Consider the following 18,832-nt stretch of genomic DNA (forward strand, 5'->3'; position numbering starts at 1 on the left):
GGGTCGGGTCGGCGGGCTCAGCCGGGTCGGCGGGCGAGCACGGTGTGCAGGATGCCGCGCTGCCAGCCGCCGGCGGTGGACCAGGCCACGTCGGTGAACCCGGCGCGGGTCAGCCGGCCGGTCAGCTCGGCGGTGCTGTCGTTGTCGAGGACGCTGCGCCACAGGTAGCGGTAGATCGTCGGGTTGCCGCGGACCACGACCGCCAGCGGCATGACGACGCCCCAGCAGACGAGGGTCCACACGGCGCCGGCGACCCGGTCGCCCTTGACGTGGTAGTCCTGCAGCGCGACCCACCCCCCGGGGCGCACCTGCTCGCCGATGGCGCGGACCACGTCGTCGCGCTGGTCCTCGGGCACGTTGCGCAGCAGGTATGCCGCGAACGCGCCGTCCGCGGGCCCGTCCAGCTCGCGCGCGGCGACCTCGGGCAGGTCCTGGGCGACGGCGTGGACGAACCGGACGCCGTCCGGCCAGTCCTTGGCGCGGGCCTGGGCCAGCATGCCCTCCGAGGCGTCCAGCCCGACGACGCGGGCGTCCTGGCCGGCGGCCTGCAGGAGGGCCTCGGTGGACAGCCCCGACCCGCAGCCCAGGTCCCACAGGGTGGGCGGCCGGCCGGACGTCCCGGCGCCCCGCAGCCGGTCGACCAGGCCCCTGGCCGCGTCGCGCAGCGCCCGGTGGTAGCCGGGGTTGAGCCGGGTCAGCAGGTCGTAGCGGTCGGCCGCCCGGTCGAACTGCTCGGCCAGCTGCGTCGCCGCGGCCCTCACCGGCCGGGCACGATCAGGAAGGGGATGCGGTCCACGCCGCCAGCCTAGTCGCGGGCGCCCACCGCCCCGTGACGGGTCGCACGGCCAGGACGGGACGTCCGTCACTGTCCTGGCGTGACCGTCGGGCATAGCGTGGCGTCATGACCACCTCCTCGCCGGGCACCGCGGCCCCCGTCCGCCCGGACCAGACCCGGACCTCGGCCCCGGTCCTGCAGGTCGACGGCCTCGTCCGGGTCTACGGCGACCTGCGGGCCGTCGACGGCGTCTCGCTGCGGGTCGACCCCGGCGAGACGTTCGGGCTGCTCGGGCCCAACGGCGCGGGCAAGACGACCACGATCCTCATGATCGCGGGCCTCCTGCGTCCCGACGCCGGCAGCGTCCACGTCGCCGGCACCGATATGGCGGCCGACCCGATCCGGGCCAAGGGCCACCTGGGCCTGGTGCCCCAGGAGCTGGCGATCTACCCCGAGCTGTCCGCCCGCGACAACCTGCGCTTCTTCGGCCGGCTCCAGGGGCTGCGCGGCACCCGGCTGAAGACCCGGGTCGAGGAGGTGCTCGAGCTGGTCGGCCTCGAGGACCGGTCGAGGAAGCCGAGCAAGACCTTCTCCGGCGGCATGAAGCGCCGGCTCAACATCGGCATCGGCCTGCTGCACGAGCCCACGCTCCTCATCCTCGACGAGCCCACGGTCGGGGTGGACCCGCAGTCGCGCCACGCGATCCTGGAGTCGGTCGCCACGCTCACCGAGGCGGGGATGGCCGTGCTCTACACGACGCACTACATGGAGGAGGCGGAGCGCCTCTGCGACCGGATCGCCGTCATGGACGAGGGGCGCGTCCAGGCCCAGGGCACCCGCGACGAGCTCGTCGAACTGGTCGGGGACGCCGACGTCGTCGTGCTGGCCGGCGGGGGCGCGCTGGAGGTCGCCGAGGCCGCCGTCGAGGTCCTGCCCGCCGTGCAGCGGGTGACCCGTGACGCCGAGGGCCTGCGGCTGACCGTGCGCGGGGCACCGACGGCGATCGCCGGCATCGTCACCGCAGCCACCGACGCCGGGATGAGCCTGCACGACGTGCAGATCACCCGCCCCGACCTGGAGTCGGTCTTCCTGCACCTCACCGGCCGGGCGCTGAGGGACTGACGCGCGTGCGCGCCCTCCTCGTCCTCGTCGCGCACGACCTGCGCCAGCACCTGCGCGACCGGTCGATGGTCCTCTTCGCCATCGTCATCCCGCTGGCGCTGTCGGCGGTCTTCAGCCTGGCGTTCTCGGGCGTGGACGACCCGCAGCTGGAGCCGGTCACGGCGGCGGTCTCGGTGCCCGAGGGCGACGAGGCGGCCGCCGCCGTCCCGCAGACGCTGGCGGGCCTGGCCGAGGCGGGGATCGACGTCACCGTGCTCGAGGTCCCCGCCGACGAGGTCACCGCCGCCGTCACCTCCGGCGAGGCCCAGGTCGGGATCACCCTGCCGCAGGGGTATGCCGCCGCGCTCGCCGACGGGACCGGCGCCACCGTGGACGTCGAGGTGGGCGAGGACGCCGGCCTGGCCGGCCAGGTGGTGGTCGGGGTGGTCAGCAGCACCGTCGAGGCGATGGGCCGCGACGCTACGGCCGTCGCCGCCGGGGCCGAGCTGGGCCTGGACGGGCAGCAGCTGGAGGCGCTCGCGGCCCAGCTGTCGGGGGGTGGGTCGGCGCCCGACGGTGCCGCTGCGGGCGGCGACGGGACCGCGACCGCTCCCGAGGGCGGGGCCGCCTGGACGGTCCGGGGCGTCGCCGGCGGTCAGCTGTCGCTGTCGGCCGGGATCGTGGCCGGGCAGGCCGGGATGTTCCTCTTCTTCACCGTCGGCTTCGCCGTGCTGACGATGCTCACCGAACGCGAGTGGGGGACGCTGGCGCGGGTGCGCTCCGCCCCGATCCGGCCGTGGCTGGTGCCGCTGGCCAAGGCGGTCGTGGCGGTCCTGCTCGGCACGGCGTCCACGACGGTGCTGCTCGTCGCCGGGTCGTTGTTCCTCGAGAACGTGGCGTTCGGGTCCTGGCCGGTGGTCCTCGTCCTCGTCGTGGCGGTCGTGGCCGCGGCGACGTCGGTCATGGCGCTCATCCTCAAGCTGGCCGGCACCGCCGAGCAGGCCAGCCTCATGCTCTCGGTCGTGGCCATCTCGCTCGGCGTCGTGGGCGGGACCTTCTTCCGGGTGCCCGACGAGGGGCTCCTGGGCCAGGTGCTCGCGCTCAACCCGGTCGCGGCGCTCGGCCGCGGGCTGAGCATCACCGCAGGGGGCGGCGGCCTGGCCGACCTCGGCCCGGTCCTGCTGACCCTGGTCGGCTTCACGCTCGCCCTGCTGCTGATCGCCCGGGTCGTCCCGGGCCGGAAGGACCCGCTGTGAGCGCCGTCGTCGCGATCGCCGTCCACGAGCTCAAGCGCTTCCTGGCCGACCGGTTCAACCTGTTCTTCGTCCTCGTGCTCCCGATGATCCTCGTCGTCGTGCTGGGCCTGCAGGCCACCTCGCAGTCGGCCAGCTCGGTCGGCGTCGTGGACGGGGCCGAGGGAGCCAATGCGGCCACCTTCGCCGCCGTCCTCGTCGACCAGCTGGACGCCGCCGGGCTGGAGGCCACGGCATACCCCGACGAGGAGGAGCTGGCCGACGCCGTGACGGAGGGGGCCCTCGACGTCGGGGTGGTCGTGCGCTCCGCCGAGCCCGCGGAGCTGGAGATGGTCGCCCCCGGCGAGGAGGCGCCCCCGGGGCTGGACCAGCTGGTCCGGGGCGCGGCCGACTCGGCGGTCGTCGAGCTGGGCCGGCGGCAGGCGCTGGCCGGGGCGGCGGAAGCCTCCGCCGACGAGGTCGCGGCGGTGCTGGAGCGTGCGGAGGAGCAGCGGGACCCCGTGACGGTGGACGTCCGCTCCACCGACCCGGTCATGCAGGAGTTCGCCTCGATGGGCCGCTTCGACATCGGCGCCGGCGGGCAGCTGCTGCTCTTCGTCTTCCTCAACACCCTCACGGCGGCCAGTGCGACCATCCAGGCGAGGCGCAGCGGGGCGCTGCGGCGGGTGATGGCGGCCCCGGTGAGCGCCCGGCAGGTGGTGGCCGGGCAGGCGCTCGGACGGTTCGTCGTGGCGGTGTTCCAGGGCGTCTACATCATGGCGGCCAGCTCGCTGCTCTTCGGCGTCGAGTGGGGCAACCTCGCGGTGGTCTCCGTCGTGGTCGCGGTGTTCGGCCTGGTCGCGGCCGGGGTGGCGCTGCTCATCGGCGTGCTGATGGACGGCGAGGGCGTCGCCAGCGGGGTCGCGGTCGGCGTGGGCCTGGTGCTCGCGGCGCTGGGCGGCTCGATGGTGCCGCTGGAGTTCTTCCCCGAGACGATGCGCCGGTTCGCCTACCTCACGCCGCACGCCTGGGCCTACGAGGCGATCGCCGAGGTCCAGCGCCGCGGCGGGGGCCTGGTCGACGTGCTGCCGCAGGTCGGGGTGCTGGCCGGGATGGCCGCCGTCGTGCTCGCCCTCGGCACGTGGGCGCTGCGCCGGAGCCTCGGCCGCGTGATGTGAGGGGTGGGCCGCCCGGCGCCCCCGGCAGCGTGGAGGATCGTGGTCGTCCTGACGACCACGATCGGTCAGCCTGCCGGTTCCAGGGTCTCTGACGGCTCAGGGGCCCCGAGGCGGGTGAGGATCGCGGAGGAGGGGGGACCGCGCTGGCCTGGCGCCGTGCGGCCCGCGTGTGGGAGCTGCCCGAATGGCCCTTCCTCACCTTCCTCGCGCTGGCCAGCGTCGCGTTCGTCGTCGTGGCCGTGGCCTACGTCGCCAAGTGGGTGCGGCACCCGCAGGCCGCCCGGGCCGAGCTGCGGCACCCGGTGAAGATGGCCTTCGCCCCCACGATCACCATCGCCGTCCTCATCCTGGCCACCGCCTACGCCGAGATCGCCCCGACCCTCGCCACCGTCCTGTGGTGGGTCGGCGCCGTCGGGCACCTGCTGGCCACCGTGCTCGTGCTCACCGCGTGGGCCGGGCGCGGGGACATCGGCGCCTCCCAGATCACGCCCGCCTGGTTCATCCCCGTCGTCGGCAACATCGTCACCCCGCTCGCGGCCGGGTCCGTCGGCTCGGTCGAGCTGGCCTGGGTGGCGTTCGGGGTCGGCGTGCTCTTCTGGGTGGCCCTGCTGCCCCTCGTCCTGGAGCGCGTGCTCATCCACGCCGAGCCGCTGCCCGCCAGGCTGCTGCCCACGCTGGCCATCTTCGTCGCCCCGCCGGCCGTGGCCCTGCTGTCCTGGGAGGTGCTCACCGGCCGCGTCGACGACCCCTTCGGCCGCGTCCTCCACGCCGCCGTCCTGGCGTTCGTCGCGGTCCTGGTCGCGCAGGCCGGCCGGCTGCACCGCATCCCCTTCGCGCTGCCCTACTGGGCCTACACCTTCCCGCTCGCCGCCGCCGCGGTCGCCACGACGGCCATGGCGGGGGCCCGTCCCGGGTGGGGCTACGACCTGGTCGCCGGCGCCCTGCTCGCCCTCGTCACCGCCCTCGCGCTCTACGTGCTCGCGCTGACCCTGCGGGCGGCCGTCCGAGGTCAGATCTGCGTCCCCGAGGAGGCACCGCGACCGGCTCCTGCCACGATGGCTCCGTGAGCTCCTTCGATGAGCACCTCCAGGACTGGCGGTCCTACACCGCCGAGCCCTGGAACCGGGTCAGGTATGCCGTCGTCCGCGACGTGCTCGCCGCCCACCTGGGGGACGTGGGGACCGGTGCGCCGCGGCTCGACGTGCTCGACGTCGGCGGCGCGGACGGGCTGGACGCCGCCCCCCTGCAGCGGCTGGGGCACCGGGTCACCGTGCTCGACCCGGCCGAGGGGATGCTGGCGCTGGCCCGGGAGCGGGGCCTGCGGACCGAGGTCGGCGGGCTGGACGACCTGGGCGGCCGGCCGGCCGTCGACGCCGTCCTGTGCCACTACGTGCTGCAGTACCGCCCCGACCCGGCCGCGGACCTGCGCCGGCTCGTGCGCGTGCTCCGGCCGGACGGCCTGCTGTCGGTGGTGCTGCCGAACCCGGACCACCGGGTGCTGACCACCTTCCTGCGGCAGGGGCCGGACGCGGCGCTGGCCGAGCTGGCGGCCACGAGGGCCCCGACGCTGACGTTCGGGACCGAGGTCGCCAAGATCGCCCTGCCCCGGCTGGAGCGCTGGATGGCCGACGCCGGGATGGAGGTCGTCGACGTCTTCGGCGGCCGGACCGTCGGCGACCTCATGCTCGACAACGGGCCCAAGGAGGACCCGGAGTTCTACGCGTCCTGGGAGCGGCTCGAGATCGCCCTCTCACGCCGGGAGCCGTTCCGGCGGATGGGCCAGTTCTACGGGGTGGTCGCCCGCCGGGCCTGCTGACCTACGAGGCCGGGACCCGCACCTCGTCGACCTGGTCCACGTCCACCGCCGCCCCGCTGAACTGCGCGGCGTGCAGCCGGGCGTAGGCCCCCTCGGCCGCCAGCAGCTCCTCGTGGGTGCCTTGCTCGACGATGCGGCCGTGCTCCATGACGAGGATCAGGCCGGCGTCACGGATCGTCGAGAGCCGGTGGGCGATGACGAAGCTGGTGCGGTCGGTCCGCAGCCGGGCCATCGCCTCCTGGACGAGCAGCTCGGTGCGGGTGTCGACCGAGCTGGTGGCTTCGTCCAGGATGAGCAGGGAGGGCTGGGAGACGAACGCCCGGGCGATGGTGATCAGCTGCTTCTCGCCGACGCTGATCGAGGAGCCCTCGTCGTCGAGGACGGTGTCGTAGCCGTCGGGCAGGTGCTGGACGAACCGGTCGACGTAGGCCGCCTCCGCCGCGGCCTGCACCTCCGCGTCGGTCGCCCCGGGCCGTCCGTAGGCGATGTTGTCGCGGATCGATCCCTCGAAGACCCAGGCGTCCTGAAGCACCATCCCGATCCGGGCGCGCAGGTCGTGCCGGGTCATCGTGGTGATGTCCCGCCCGTCGAGGGTGATCCGGCCCCCGGCGAGCTCGTAGAACCGCAGGACCAGGTTGACCAGCGTCGTCTTCCCGGCCCCCGTCGGCCCCACGATCGCCACCGTCTGCCCCGGTTCGGCGACGAGCGAGAGGTGCTCGATGAGCGGCTCCTGGCCGTAGGAGAAGTCGACGTCCTCGAAGACGATCCGGCCCCGCGGCGGGCTGACCGGGGCGGCGTCGACCGGGTCCGGCGTCTCGGTGGGGGCGTCGAGCAGTTCGAAGACCCGCTCGGCCGAGGCGACGCCGGACTGCAGCAGGTTGGCCATCGAGGCGACCTGGGTGACCGGCTGGGTGAACTGGCGGGAGTACTGGATGAACGCCTGCACGCTGCCCAGCGACAGGGTGCCGGTCGCCACCCGCAGCCCGCCGACGACCGCGACGAGCACGTAGCCGAGGTTCCCCACGAAGAACATCGCCGGCATGATGATGCCGCTGATGAACTGGGCCCGCCAGGTGACGTCGTAGAGCTCCTCGTTGGTGGCCCTCATACGGGCGGTGACCTGCTCGCGCCGGCCGAAGACGGTGACCAGCTCGTGCCCGGTGAAGGCCTCCTCGATCTGACCGTTGAGCGTCCCGGTGTGCTTCCACTGGGCCTTGAACAGCTTCTGCGAGCGCTTCGCCACGAGGATGGTCACGACCACGGACACCGGGATCGTGCCCAGGGCGATGAGGGTGAGCACGGGGGAGATCCACAGCATCATGCCCAGGATCGCGACCACCGTGACGGCGGCGCTCAGCAGCTGCCCGAAGGTCTGCTGCAGCGTCTGCTGCAGGTTGTCGAGGTCGTTGGTGACCCGGGAGAGGATCTCCCCGCGGGGCTGCCTGTCGAAGTAGGACAGCGGCAGCCGGTGCAGCTGGTCCTCGGACTCCGACCGCAGGTCGCGGACGGTCCACATGGAGATCCGGTTGACCAGGCGGACCGCGATCCACGTCAGCAGCGCGGCCGCCAGGTAGAGGCCCACCACCTGGGCGATGACGAGGGCGAGCGCGTCGAAGTCGATGCCCTGGCCGGGGACGAGGTGGGGCGTGCCCTCCACGAGGTCGGCGTAGGTCTCCTGCCCGTCGGCGCGCAGCCCGGCCGCGACGTCCTCGACCGAGGCCCCGGGCGGCAGCCGGGAGCCGAGCCAGCCGCCGAAGACCAGGTCGGTCGCCCGGCCCAGGACCCGTGGCCCCAGCGTGCCGAGCACGACGCCGACGACGGTGAGCACGACCGACAGGCCGATGAGCAGCCGGTAGGGGGCCAGGCGGCGGGCCAGCCGGGCCGCCGAGGCCCGGAAGTCGGACGGCTTCTCCACGGGGGCGCCCATCCCGTGCGGGCCTCCGGGGCGGGGTCCCCGCCGGGCCTCGGGACGCCGGTCCTCGCTCACGACACCGCCCCCGCCAGTTCCTGGGACCGGGCGATCTCCACGTAGGTCGGGCAGGTCGCGAGCAGCTCGTCGTGCGTCCCGGTGCCCACGACCCGGCCGGCGTCCAGGACGACGATCTGGTCGGCGTCGACGACGGTGGAGATGCGCTGTGCGACGACGACCACGGTGGCCTGCCGCGTCATGGGACGCAGGGCGGCCCGCAGACGGGCGTCGGTGGACAGGTCGAGCGCCGAGAAGCTGTCGTCGAAGAGGTAGATGTCCGGCCGCGCGACCAGCGCCCGGGCGATGCACAGCCGCTGCCGCTGGCCGCCGGAGACGTTCGTCCCGCCCTGGGCCACCGGGTGGTCCAGACCGTCCGACCAGGTGGACACGAAGTCGGCGGCCTGGGCCACCCGCAGGGCCTCCCAGACCTGCTCGTCGGTGGCGTCCGGGTCGCCGAACCGCAGGTTGCTGGCGACCGTGCCGGAGAACAGGTAGGGACGCTGCGGCACGAGGCCGACCCGCGCCCACAGGTCGTGGGGGGCCAGGTCGCGCACGTCGACGCCGTCCACCCGCACGGCCCCGCCGGTCACGTCGGCCAGGCGGGGGATGAGGCGCAGCAGCGTCGTCTTGCCCGCTCCCGTGCCCCCGACGATCGCGGTGGTCGTGCCGGGGCGCGCGGTGAAGGTGACGTCCCGCAGCACCGGCTCCTCGGCCCCGGGGTAGGTGAAGGACACGCCGTCGAGGACGACCGTCCCGTGCCTGGTCGGAGGCGTCGCGGGGTCGTCGGGCCGGACCACGCTCGTCGCGGTGTCCAGCACCTCACCGATCCGCTCGGCCGCCACGGAGGCGCGCGGGATCATCGTGGCGACCATCGTGGCCATCATGATCGACATGAGGATCTGGATGAGATAGCTGATGTAGGCGATCAGCGAGCCCACCTGCATCGCCCCCGACTCCACCCGCTGGGCGCCGAACCACACGACGCCGACGCTGGAGAGGTTCATGACGAGCATGACGAACGGGAACATCAGCGCCATGAGGTCCCCGACCCGCAGCCCGATCCGGGTCAGCTCGGTGTTGGTCGTCCGGAAGCGTGCCTTCTCGTCCTCCTCGCGGGTGAACGCCCGGACCACCCGGATGCCGCCGATCTGCTCGCGCATCACCCGGTTGACGGCGTCCAGCTGCTTCTGCTGGGCCCGGAACAGCGGCACCATCCGCCGGATGACCAGGCCCATCCCCGCGAGCAGGACCAGGACGGCCACGGCGATGAGCCAGGACAGGCCGACGTCCTGCCGGACGGCCATGACCACCCCGCCCACCCCGGTGATCGGGGCGGCCACGAGCATGACCAGCGTCATGAAGGTCAGCATCTGGACCTGCTGCACGTCGTTGGTGCTGCGGGTGATCAGCGTCGGGGCGCCGAACTGCCCCAGCTCCCGGGAGGAGAACGACAGCACGGTGTCGAAGACCCCCGCCCGCAGGTCGCGCCCCACCCCCATCGCGGTCCGCGCGGCGCACCACACCGCGCCGATCTGGGAGACCACCTGCACGGCGCTGACCGCGAGCATGACCGCACCGACCCGCCAGATGTATGCCGTGTCGCCCCGGGCCACCCCGTTGTCGATGATGTCGGCGTTCAGCGCGGGCAGCCACAGACTGGCCAGGGTGGCGACCAGCTGCAGCACCAGGACCCCCACGACCAGTCCGAGGTAGGGCCGCAGCCGGCGGCGCAGGACTCGGATCAGCACGGGGTCGATTGTGCACCCTGCCGCTGACAGTGGGGTCGGGCTAGACGTCCCTGCTGCCCCATCTGTCACATGGGTCACAAGTGGATAACGTTCCCGCCGGACCGGGAACCCGCACGACGGAACGGTGGTAGTGCAGGGCTACCGTGCGAGATGTCCCGTACCGCCTCCCAAAGGTGCCGCTCATGAACTCCCTGGTTCTCGCCCTCATCGGTGTGGCGATGATCCTGGCGGGCTACTTCCTCTACTCGAAGTTCCTCGCGACCAGGATCTACGCCCTCGACGACTCGATCCCGACGCCCGCCCACACGTTGGAGGACGGCGTCGACTACGTCCCCACCAACAAGTACGTCCTGTGGGGGCACCACTTCACCTCCGTCGCCGGTGCCGCGCCCATCGTCGGCCCGGCCATCGCCGTCATCTGGGGCTGGCTGCCCGCCTTCCTCTGGGTCACCATCGGCACCGTCTTCTTCGCCGGCATGCACGACCTGGGTGCCCTGTGGGCCTCGATCCGCAACAAGGGCCAGTCGATCGGCGCGCTGTCCGGGCGCTACATCGGCGCCCGCGCTCGCAACCTCTTCCTCGTCGTCATCTTCCTGCTGCTGCTCATGGTCAACGCGGCCTTCTCGGTCGTCATCGCCAACCTGCTCGTCGCCACCCCGACGGCCGTCATCCCCACCTGGGGTGCGCTCATCGTGGCGGTCCTCGTCGGCCAGGCCATCTACCGGCTCAAGTGGAGCCTGCCGGTCGTCTCGGTCGTCGGTGTCGTCGCGCTCTACACCCTCATCTGGATCGGCGACCAGGTGCCGCTGGCCCTGCCGGAGACGGTCTTCGGCCTGCCGTCCAACTCGGTCTGGATCATCCTGCTGTTCCTCTACGCCGGTGTCGCCTCGATGCTGCCGGTGTGGGTGCTGCTCCAGCCGCGTGACTACATCAACGGGCTGCAGCTGTTCATCGCCCTGGGCATCCTCTACGGGTCGGTCCTCATCGCCCGTCCCGAGGTCGTCGCCCCGGCCGTCAACGGCAACGTGCCCGAGGGCACGCCGAGCATCGTGCCGCTGCTGTTCGTCACCATCGCCTGCGGCGCCATCTCCGGCTTCCACGGCATGGTCTCCTCGGGGACCAGCTCCAAGCAGTTGGACAAGGAGACCGACGCCCGGTTCGTCGGCTACTTCGGCGCGGTCGGCGAGGGCCTGCTGGCGCTCGGCTCGATCATCGCCGCGACCGCCGGCTTTGCCACCCTGGCCGCCTGGGAAGAGGTCTACAACGCCTTCGGCGCCGGCAGCGTCGGTGCCTTCGTCTCCGGCGGTGGCGCCATCGTCGAGAGCGGCCTGGGGCTGCCCCAGTCCCTGTCCGCCACCATCCTGGCGACCACCGCCATCCTCTTCGCCGCGACGACCATGGACACCGGCGTGCGCCTCCAGCGCTTCGTCGTCCAGGAGATCGGCGAGATCATGGGCACCCGGCTCGGCAAGGGCGTCGCCACGGTCATCGCCGTGGGCGTGGCCCTCGCGCTGACCTTCGGCGCGGGTGCGGACGGCTCGGGCGGCATGCTCATCTGGCCGCTGTTCGGCACGACCAACCAGCTGATGGCCGCGCTCACCCTGTCCATCATCGCGATCATGCTGCTGCGTCGCGGTCGCTCGGCGCTGCCGGCGCTGATCCCGCTGGGGTTCGTCGCGGTGGTCACGCTCTACGCCGCGGTCATCCAGCTCGGCACCTTCTGGGACACCCAGAACTGGCTGCTGCTGATCCTGGACCTCGTCATCATCGTGGCCGCCGTCTGGGTCATCGTGGAGGCCGTCACGGCCATGACGAAGGCCCGTCACTACGAGGGCGACGACGACGCCGAGCTGGCGGCGCTGAACCGCCGCGAGCCGGTCGAGCACGTCGGGGACCACCCGCCGCACGACTGAGCGCGCGCGGCATACCCTGGGGGTATGCCGTCCACGTCGCCGCAGCCCCGCAGCCGCCTCGCGCAGGTGGCCGCGGGGCTGCGCGACTTCTACAGCGGGCCGTACCGCCGGACCTTCGCGCGGGCCCGCCAGGACGAGGACGACCTGTTCATGGTCATCGTCATGGCCGAGGCGCTCGGGGTGCCCAACCCGGCGAGCTACTACACGGTCGAGCTGCTGCCGGTGGTCTACGAGCAGTTCCACGACTGGCACCGCCGGATGGGCATGGACCGGTCCCCGCTCGACCACTTCTCCTGCTGCTGAGCCCGCCGGCCGACCCGCCGCCGAGGACCCCGACCGACCACGACCCTCGTCCCTGAAGGACCCATGACCTCGCCCCTGACCGACCTGACCGCGCACCGCGACGTCCTCTTCGTCGGGGGCAAGGGAGGGGTGGGCAAGACGGCCGTCGCGTCGGCGCTCGCGCTGGACAGCGCCCGGTCGGGCCGGCCCACCCTGGTGGTGTCCACCGACCCCGCGCACAACCTGGGGCACCTGTGGGGACGCCGGGTCGGGGACGACCCGGTCGAGCTGGCTCCGCTGCTGCGCGGCCTGGAGATCGACCCGGGCAGGACGACCGACGCGCACCTGGCGGCCGTGCGGCAGACGATGCGCCGCCTCATGCCCGAGCACCTGCAGGGGGAGGTCGACAAGCATCTCGACCTGGCCCGCGACGCGCCGGGGACCCACGAGGCGGCCGTGCTCGAGCGGCTGGCGGAGGTGCTGGAGCAGCGCGACCGCGACGAGCTGGTCGTCGTCGACACCGCGCCCAGCGGGCACACGACCCGGCTCATCGCCCTGCCGGAGCTCATGCAGGCCTGGACCGAAGGGCTGCTGAGCCGCCAGGAGAGGTCGGCCCGGTTCGGCGCCGCGCTGCGGGGGCTGGAGGGCGACCGTGGCGAGCAGGCCGCCGCGGACGTGGTGGGGTTCGTGCCGCGCTACGGCGAGCAGCCGGGCGACCGCGGTGGTGACCGGCGGGCCAGGAGGGACGCCGAGATCCGGCGGGTGCTCGACCGGCGGCAGGAGCGGTTCCGGACCCTGCGCGAGCTGCTGCAGGACCCGGACCGGAGCGCGTTCGTCATCGTCCTCGCCGCCGAGCGGCTGCCGGTGCTGGAGACGGTCGAGCTGCACCAGCAGCTGACCCGTTCGCACATGGACGTGGCCGCGCTCGTGGTCAACAAGAGGTCGCCCGCCGACGCGGGCGACCTGCTGGCCGCCCGGCGGGCCGTGGAGGAGGGCTACCTGGCCCAGCTGGCCGACGAGCTGCCCGACCTGCCGGTGGTCGAGGTGCCGCTGCTGCCGGGCGAGGTGCTGGGCGAGGAGGGCCTGACGGAGCTGGCCCGCTGGCTGCGCGGCGCCCCGGCCTGACGCGTCCGGCGCCCCCGGCCTGACGGGTCGGCCCGTGCGGTCGGGGCGGCCGGTGTGGTCGGGGCGGCCGGTGTGGCCGTGCTGTCGGACGGCGGGTTGTGGCCCTGGGAGGGGCCAGAGGTGGTCGCGCGAGCGGGATGTCCTCCGGCCGGTGGGCTCCTGCGGCGGGTTGTGGCCCTGGGAGGGGCCACGAGTCGTCGACCGAGCTGAGCCCGCCCGGTGAGCCCCGCCCGGTCCCCGCTCGGTGCCCGCCGAGCGACCCCCCCGGTGAGCCCCGCCCTGTGGATGACCGGGATCACCAGACCCGCACTCTGGGCAGGATCGGGCCATGCTGCCCCGACCAGCCGTCGCCAGCCGTCAGCACGGGGTCGTCACGCGGGCCCAGGCGCTGGCCGCGGGGATGACCGTTAAGCAGGTCCGGTGGCGGCTGCACCGCGGGGACTGGCAGCCGGTGCACCGGGGTGTCTACCTGACCAGCACCGGCACCATCACCTGGCAGGTGCGCGCATGGGCCGCCCTGCTGCGGTGCGGCGACGGAGCCTGCCTGGCGATGGACGCAGCGGCCCACGTCTGGCGGTTGACCACGCACGAGCCGGCCACCATCACGGTCGGCGTGCCCGAGGGCCGGCACCCCACGCCCGTCGAGGGGGTGGAGGTGACCCGGCGGCGGCGACTGCTGACGAGAACGGTCGACGGGTTCCCCGTGACGCGGCTGGCCCAGACGGTCATCGACCTGGCCGACCGGCGGAACGGCACGCTCGACGACGCGGTGGCCCTGGCCGCGCGGGCCTGCCAGCGCCGGTCCGCGACCCAGGCGGCCCTGCTCGAGGAGCTGTCGGCGCGTCGGGCGCACCGATGGGGGCGAGAGCTGCGGCTGGCGTTCGGCGAGATCGGCGAGGGGGCCGAGAGCCTCCCGGAGGTCTGGTACGTCACCCGCGTCCAGGAGCCCCACGGGCTGCCGGCCTTCGAGCGACAGGCGCGGGAGGAGGACAGCACGCGCACGGACCTCAAGAACCGCCAGTACGGCGTCAACCTCGAGGTCGACGGTCTGGTCTGGCACGCGGGGGAGCAGTTCCACGGCGACCGTCGGCGCGACCGCCGGGCCGCGGCGCGGGGCGAGGTGACCCTGCGGATGACCTACCTGGAGCTGGACCAGACGCCATGCGACCTGGCGGTCGACGTGGCCCGGACGTTGGCCGCCCGGGGGTGGACGGGGACGCTGACACCCTGCGGGCCGGACTGCCCGGCGCACGCGGCGCTGTCGCCGCCGGTGGCGTGACCGATTGTGGCCCGGTGAGGGGCCAGAGATCGTCGTGCGAGCCGACGGGGGCCACCGCCCAGCACCTGACCGCACGAGATGACGGGGGTGGTGCCCGGGTGCCCGGGTGCCTGGGTGCCTGGGTGCCCGGGTGCCTGCACGGCATACCCCACCCCGATGTCCCCCCGGAGACGACGGAGCGTAGTTTCGGATCATGATCGTCAACGAAGACACCTCGGTCGACACCGCACACGAAGTGGGCCGCGGCCCGCGCACCGTCATCTGCCTGCCGGGCTGGTTCGGCTCGTCGACGGGCTGGGGCCCGGGCTTCCTCGACGCCCTGGACACCGAGCGTTTCCGCTACGAGTTCATGGACTACCGCGGCTACGGGGAACGGCGTGGGTCCGGCGGCCCCTACACGATCGACCAGATCGCGGCCGACGTCCTCGAGCTCGCCGACGACCTCGGCGTGCAGACGTTCTCCCTCGTCGGCCACTCCATGGGCGGCAGCGCGATCCAGCGGGTGCTGGCCCTGGCCCCCGACCGGGTGGAGGCGATCGTCGGCATCAACCCGGTCCCTGCGTCCGGGACGCCGTTCGACGAGGATGGACGCCAGCTCTTCGAGAGCGCCGCCGCCGACGACACCGCCCGCGAGACCATCGTCGACCTGACCACCGGCAACCGGCTCTCCGCCTGGTGGATCGACCGCATCGTGCGGCACAGCCGCGGGCACAGCGACGAGGAGGCCTTCGCCGCCTACCTCTCCGCGTGGGCCGACACCGACCACGCGGCCGACGTGCCGGTGGACCGGGTCCCGGCGCTCGCCGTCGTCGGTGAGCACGACCCCGCCGTGACCGAGGAGGGCGTGCGGCAGACCTGGGCCCGGCTGCACCCGAGCTCGACCGTGGTCGTCGTGCGCAACGCGGGCCACTACCCCATGTACGAGACCCCCGTGCGCCTGGCCACGATCCTGGAGGAGTTCCTCGAGACGCACTCGGTGGCGGCCGGCAAGGACTGAGCGCAGCGCCGTGGACGGGCTCCCTTGTGCGGAGCCGGTCACGCCGTCGTCGGACCCGAGCGAGGGCACCCCAGGAGGGCGCGCCCCGCCCGTGACGAAGAGGCGCGCCCTCTCGCACGGACGTCCGTCCCCCGACTCGACGGGGCCGCAGCCTGGGTGAGTGCCACGCCCCGGCGACGTCCGTGCCGACCATGCGCGGGGAAGGGGCGGGGATGAAGGGTGGTGCACCACCCGCCTCCGCGTCAGGCCGTGCCACGACGCTACTGCGGAACAGGCAAAGGCAGGGTATGGAGTTGGTCAACGTTCGGTCATGATCGTCCGGTCTGGGGCACACTGCTGCCATGCGGCTGTCCCGGGTGATCGAGACCTCCGCCGCCGTCGCCGCCACCCGGTCGCGGCTGGCCAAGGTGGACGAGCTCGCACGGACGCTGCGCGAGGCGGCGGGGGTCACCGACCGCGAGGACGACCGTGCGTCCGAGGACCTCCCGCCCGGCGACCGCGAACGCCTGGTCCGCATCACCGCCGACTACCTCGCCGGCACCCTGCCGCAGCGCACCGTCGGCGTCGGCTACCGGGGGCTGCGCGACCTGCCCGCCCCAGCCGAGGAGCCCGACCTGAAGGTCCTCGAGGTCGACGAGCTGCTCACCCGGATGGCCGGCCTCGCCGGGCCCGGGTCGGCGGCCGCCCGCTCGGCCGCGGTCGCCGCGCTGTTCGGCCGCGCCACCGCCGACGAGCAGCGTTGGCTCGTCGGGCTGATCACCGGCGAGCTGCGCCAGGGAGCCTCCGACGGGGTCCTCCTGCCCGCGGTGGCCCGGGCCGCCGACGTGCCCGAGACCCTCGTCCGCCGCGCCGTCATGCTGGCGGGCTTCACCGGCCCGGTCGCCGCCGCTGCCCTCCTTCACGGCGAGGAGGCTCTCGCCGAGATCCGCCTCGAGGTCGGCCGGCCGCTGCGCCCGATGCTCGCCGGCTCCGAGCCCGACGTCCCCGCCGCGCTCACCCACCGGCGCGACCCCGGCACCCCTGTCGCGGTGGACACCAAGGTCGACGGCATCCGCCTGCAGGTCCACCTCGACCGGGCCGCCGAGGTGCCGGCGCGCCTCTTCACCCGCTCCCTCGACGAGATCACCGACCGGCTCCCCGAGGTCGTCGACGCGATCCTGGGGCTGCCGGCGGACACGGCGGTCCTCGACGGCGAGGTCATCGCCCTCGACCCCGACGGGCGGCCGCACCCGTTCCAGGTCACCAGCGCGCGGACGGCCAGCAGCGCCGACCCCGGGACGCTCGCGCAACGGACACCCGTGACGACCTTCCTCTTCGACGTGCTCCACCTCGACGGCCGCGACCTGGTCGACGAGCCGGCCCACGTCCGCTGGTCGGTCCTCGACGAGCTCGCGCCCCACCTCGTCGTGCCCCGGGTCGTCACCAGCGCCGAGGACGAGGCGACCGCCTTCTTCGAGCAGGTCCTCGCCGCCGGCCACGAGGGGGTCGTCGTCAAGGACCCGGACGCCCCCTACGCGGCCGGGCGTCGCGGCGCCGGCTGGGTCAAGGTCAAGCCCCGCCGGACGGCCGACCTCGTCGTCGTCGGCGTCGAGTGGGGCAGCGGCCGCCGCAGCGGCAAGCTCTCCAACATCCACCTCGCCGCCCGTCGCCCGGGCACCGACGAGCTGGTCATGGTCGGCAAGACCTTCAAGGGCATGACCGACGCCCTGCTGGAGTGGCAGACCGAACGCTTCCTTGCCCTGGAGACCCACCGCGACGGGTATGTCGTGCACGTGCGCCCCGAGCAGGTGGTCGAGATCGCCTACGACGCGGTCCAGACCTCGCGCCGCTACCCCGGCGGGATCGCGCTGCGGTTCGCGCGGGTGCTGCGCTACCGGGACGACAAGGGTCCGGACGAGGCGGACACGCTCGACGACCTGCGCTGAGCTCCCCGCTCAGACCGAGCGGTAGCGCTCGTGCCGGGCCCGCAGCCGCTCCTCCTGCGGCACCGCCAGCAGCTCCCGCAGGTGGGCCCCGGTCACCCCGGCGATCCGGCGGCAGAAGTCCGCCGGCTCCTGCGCCGCGTCCGGGTGCTCCGCGACGATCTCGTCGACGACGCCGGTGGCGCGCAGGTCCACGGAGCGGATGCGGTGCAGCTGGGCCATCTCGGGGGCGCGGTCGCCGGTGCGGTGGACGATGGCGCTGGCGCCCTCGGGCGGCAGCGGGGCGATCCAGCCGTGCTCGGCGCAGACGGTCCGGTCGGCCGGCATGAGCGCCAGCGCGCCGCCGCCGGTGCCCTCGCCCAGGACGACGGAGACGACGGGGACCTCGACGGTGGCCAGGGCGGCCAGGCACCGGGCGATCTCCCCGGCCATCCCACCGTGCTCGGCCTCCACGGACAGGTCGGCACCGGGGGTGTCGATGACGGTGAGCAGCGGCAGGCCGAGCTCCTCGGCGAGCTGGAAGCCGCGCTGGGCCACCCGGAGCGCCCCGGGGCCCAGGTAGGCCTCCCGCTGGGCCTTGCGGTCCTGGCCCACGAGCACGCAGGAGAACCCGGGGAACCGGGCCAGGCCCATGATGACGGTCAGGTCCGACTCGCCCGAGCCGGTGCCCCGCAGCGGGATGAAGACCTCGGCCCCGTGGTGCAGCAGCTCGCGCAGCCCGGGCCGGTCGGCCCGCCGGGTGGCCTGCACCGACGTCCAGGCCGGCCGGGCGGACAGCTCGTCCAGGTCGGGCTCGGTGCCGTGCTCGCCGGTGGGCGCCTGCTCCCCGGCCAGCACCCGCAGGGCGTCGATGGCCACCCGGCGCAGGCCCTCCAGCGGGACGACGCCGTCGATGACGCCGCGGCGGGCGAGGTTCTCGGCGACCTGGACCCCCTCGGGGAAGGGCTCGCCGTGGATGATCTCGCGCACCCGCGGCCCGAGGAAGCCGATGAGCGCCCCCGGCTCGGCGATCGACAGGTGGCCCAGCGAGCCCCACGAGGCGAGCACGCCGCCGGTCGTGGGGTCGCGCAGGTAGACCAGGTAGGGCAGCCGGGCCCGTCGGTGCGCCGCGACGGCCTGGCCGATCTTGACCATCTGCACGAACGCGGGCGTGCCCTCCTGCATCCGGGTGCCCCCCGAGGAGGGCGAGGCGAGCATCGGCAGGCCCTCGGCCGTGGCCCGCTCCAACGCCCGGGTGATGCGCTCGCTGGCGGCCGACCCGATCGACCCGGCCAGGAAGGAGAACTCCCCGGCCGCCACGGCCACCCGGCGACCGTCCAGCCGGCCCTCGCCGGTGAGCACGGCCTCGTCCACCCCGCTGCGCTCGCGCGCCCGGGCCAGCTGGGCGGCATACCCTGGCCCGAGGTCCGGTTGCTCCGGCTCGGTGTCCCAGGAGACGAAGCTGCCCTCGTCGAGGACGGCGGTGAGCACGTCGCGGGCGCTGAGCCGGGCCATC

Annotated in this window: 15 protein-coding genes; 11 read left to right on the forward strand and 4 right to left on the reverse strand. The window is 73.9% G+C overall.

Going from position 1 to position 18,832, the window contains the following annotated elements; all coding sequences use genetic code 11:
• Positions 1-17 precede the first annotated feature (17 nt).
• On the reverse strand, positions 18-761 hold the full coding sequence (locus FJR00_RS04360) for a methyltransferase domain-containing protein (RefSeq protein ID WP_202876590.1): 744 nt from the start codon (positions 759-761) through the stop codon (positions 18-20).
• Between the two features lie 140 nt (positions 762-901).
• Between FJR00_RS04360 and FJR00_RS04365 the strand changes: the two genes are divergently transcribed.
• From FJR00_RS04365 to FJR00_RS04385, 5 genes are all read left to right on the forward strand, one after another.
• Complete coding sequence (locus FJR00_RS04365) at positions 902-1,897, forward strand: ABC transporter ATP-binding protein (RefSeq protein ID WP_141337619.1); 996 nt, start codon at positions 902-904, stop codon at positions 1,895-1,897.
• A 5-nt stretch (positions 1,898-1,902) separates the two neighbouring features.
• Positions 1,903-3,132 carry an ABC transporter permease gene (locus tag FJR00_RS04370; RefSeq protein WP_141337620.1) on the forward strand — a complete coding sequence of 410 codons (1,230 nt, stop codon included), beginning with the start codon at positions 1,903-1,905 and terminating at the stop codon, positions 3,130-3,132.
• On the forward strand, positions 3,129-4,286 hold the full coding sequence (locus FJR00_RS04375; RefSeq protein WP_141337621.1) for an ABC transporter permease: 1,158 nt from the start codon (positions 3,129-3,131) through the stop codon (positions 4,284-4,286). Before FJR00_RS04370 ends, FJR00_RS04375 begins: the two co-directional genes overlap by 4 nt.
• Positions 4,287-4,429: 143 nt before the next feature.
• Entirely contained in the window at positions 4,430-5,353 is a 924-nt protein-coding gene (locus tag FJR00_RS04380; RefSeq protein WP_141337622.1) for an SLAC1 anion channel family protein, read from the forward strand.
• Positions 5,350-6,102: a class I SAM-dependent methyltransferase gene (locus FJR00_RS04385; RefSeq protein ID WP_181409488.1), complete on the forward strand. Its 753-nt coding sequence runs from the start codon at positions 5,350-5,352 to the stop codon at positions 6,100-6,102. The genes FJR00_RS04380 and FJR00_RS04385 overlap by 4 nt, the downstream gene beginning before the upstream one ends.
• A gap of 1 nt (position 6,103) precedes the next feature.
• Here the strand turns inward: FJR00_RS04385 and FJR00_RS04390 are convergent, their stop codons facing one another.
• Both FJR00_RS04390 and FJR00_RS04395 read right to left on the reverse strand, forming a co-directional pair.
• Positions 6,104-8,029, reverse strand: coding sequence for an ABC transporter ATP-binding protein (locus FJR00_RS04390; protein ID WP_141337740.1), 1,926 nt, complete (start codon positions 8,027-8,029; stop codon positions 6,104-6,106).
• Between the two features lie 56 nt (positions 8,030-8,085).
• Positions 8,086-9,819, reverse strand: a complete 1,734-nt coding sequence (locus FJR00_RS04395; protein ID WP_141337624.1) for an ABC transporter ATP-binding protein — start codon at positions 9,817-9,819, stop codon at positions 8,086-8,088.
• A 182-nt stretch (positions 9,820-10,001) separates the two neighbouring features.
• On the opposite strand from FJR00_RS04395, the gene FJR00_RS04400 reads away from it, so the two are divergent.
• The 6 genes from FJR00_RS04400 (at position 10,002) to FJR00_RS04425 (ending at position 17,340) form a co-directional block, all read left to right on the forward strand.
• Entirely contained in the window at positions 10,002-11,732 is a 1,731-nt protein-coding gene (locus FJR00_RS04400; protein ID WP_141337625.1) for a carbon starvation CstA family protein, read from the forward strand.
• Positions 11,733-11,756: 24 nt separating this feature from the next.
• Positions 11,757-12,035 (forward strand): cory-CC-star protein, encoded by a 279-nt coding sequence (locus FJR00_RS04405; RefSeq protein WP_141337626.1) that lies wholly within the window; start codon positions 11,757-11,759, stop codon positions 12,033-12,035.
• A gap of 63 nt (positions 12,036-12,098) precedes the next feature.
• Complete coding sequence (locus tag FJR00_RS04410) at positions 12,099-13,139, forward strand: ArsA family ATPase (RefSeq protein WP_141337627.1); 1,041 nt, start codon at positions 12,099-12,101, stop codon at positions 13,137-13,139.
• A gap of 328 nt (positions 13,140-13,467) precedes the next feature.
• Positions 13,468-14,418, forward strand: a complete 951-nt coding sequence (locus FJR00_RS04415; RefSeq protein ID WP_141337628.1) for a type IV toxin-antitoxin system AbiEi family antitoxin domain-containing protein — start codon at positions 13,468-13,470, stop codon at positions 14,416-14,418.
• A 193-nt stretch (positions 14,419-14,611) separates the two neighbouring features.
• Entirely contained in the window at positions 14,612-15,415 is an 804-nt protein-coding gene (locus tag FJR00_RS04420; protein ID WP_141337629.1) for an alpha/beta fold hydrolase, read from the forward strand.
• Between the two features lie 341 nt (positions 15,416-15,756).
• The gene (locus tag FJR00_RS04425; RefSeq protein ID WP_141337630.1) at positions 15,757-17,340 is read left to right on the forward strand and encodes an ATP-dependent DNA ligase; all 1,584 of its coding nucleotides are present in this window, start codon (positions 15,757-15,759) and stop codon (positions 17,338-17,340) included.
• Between the two features lie 9 nt (positions 17,341-17,349).
• Here FJR00_RS04425 and FJR00_RS04430 read toward each other — a convergent pair whose 3' ends face one another.
• Positions 17,350-18,831, reverse strand: coding sequence for a carboxyl transferase domain-containing protein (locus FJR00_RS04430; RefSeq protein WP_141337631.1), 1,482 nt, complete (start codon positions 18,829-18,831; stop codon positions 17,350-17,352).
• Position 18,832 lies beyond the last annotated feature (1 nt).

It is taken from the genome of Ornithinimicrobium kibberense (genome assembly GCF_006519705.1).
GTDB lineage: Bacteria > Actinomycetota > Actinomycetes > Actinomycetales > Dermatophilaceae > Ornithinicoccus > Ornithinicoccus kibberensis.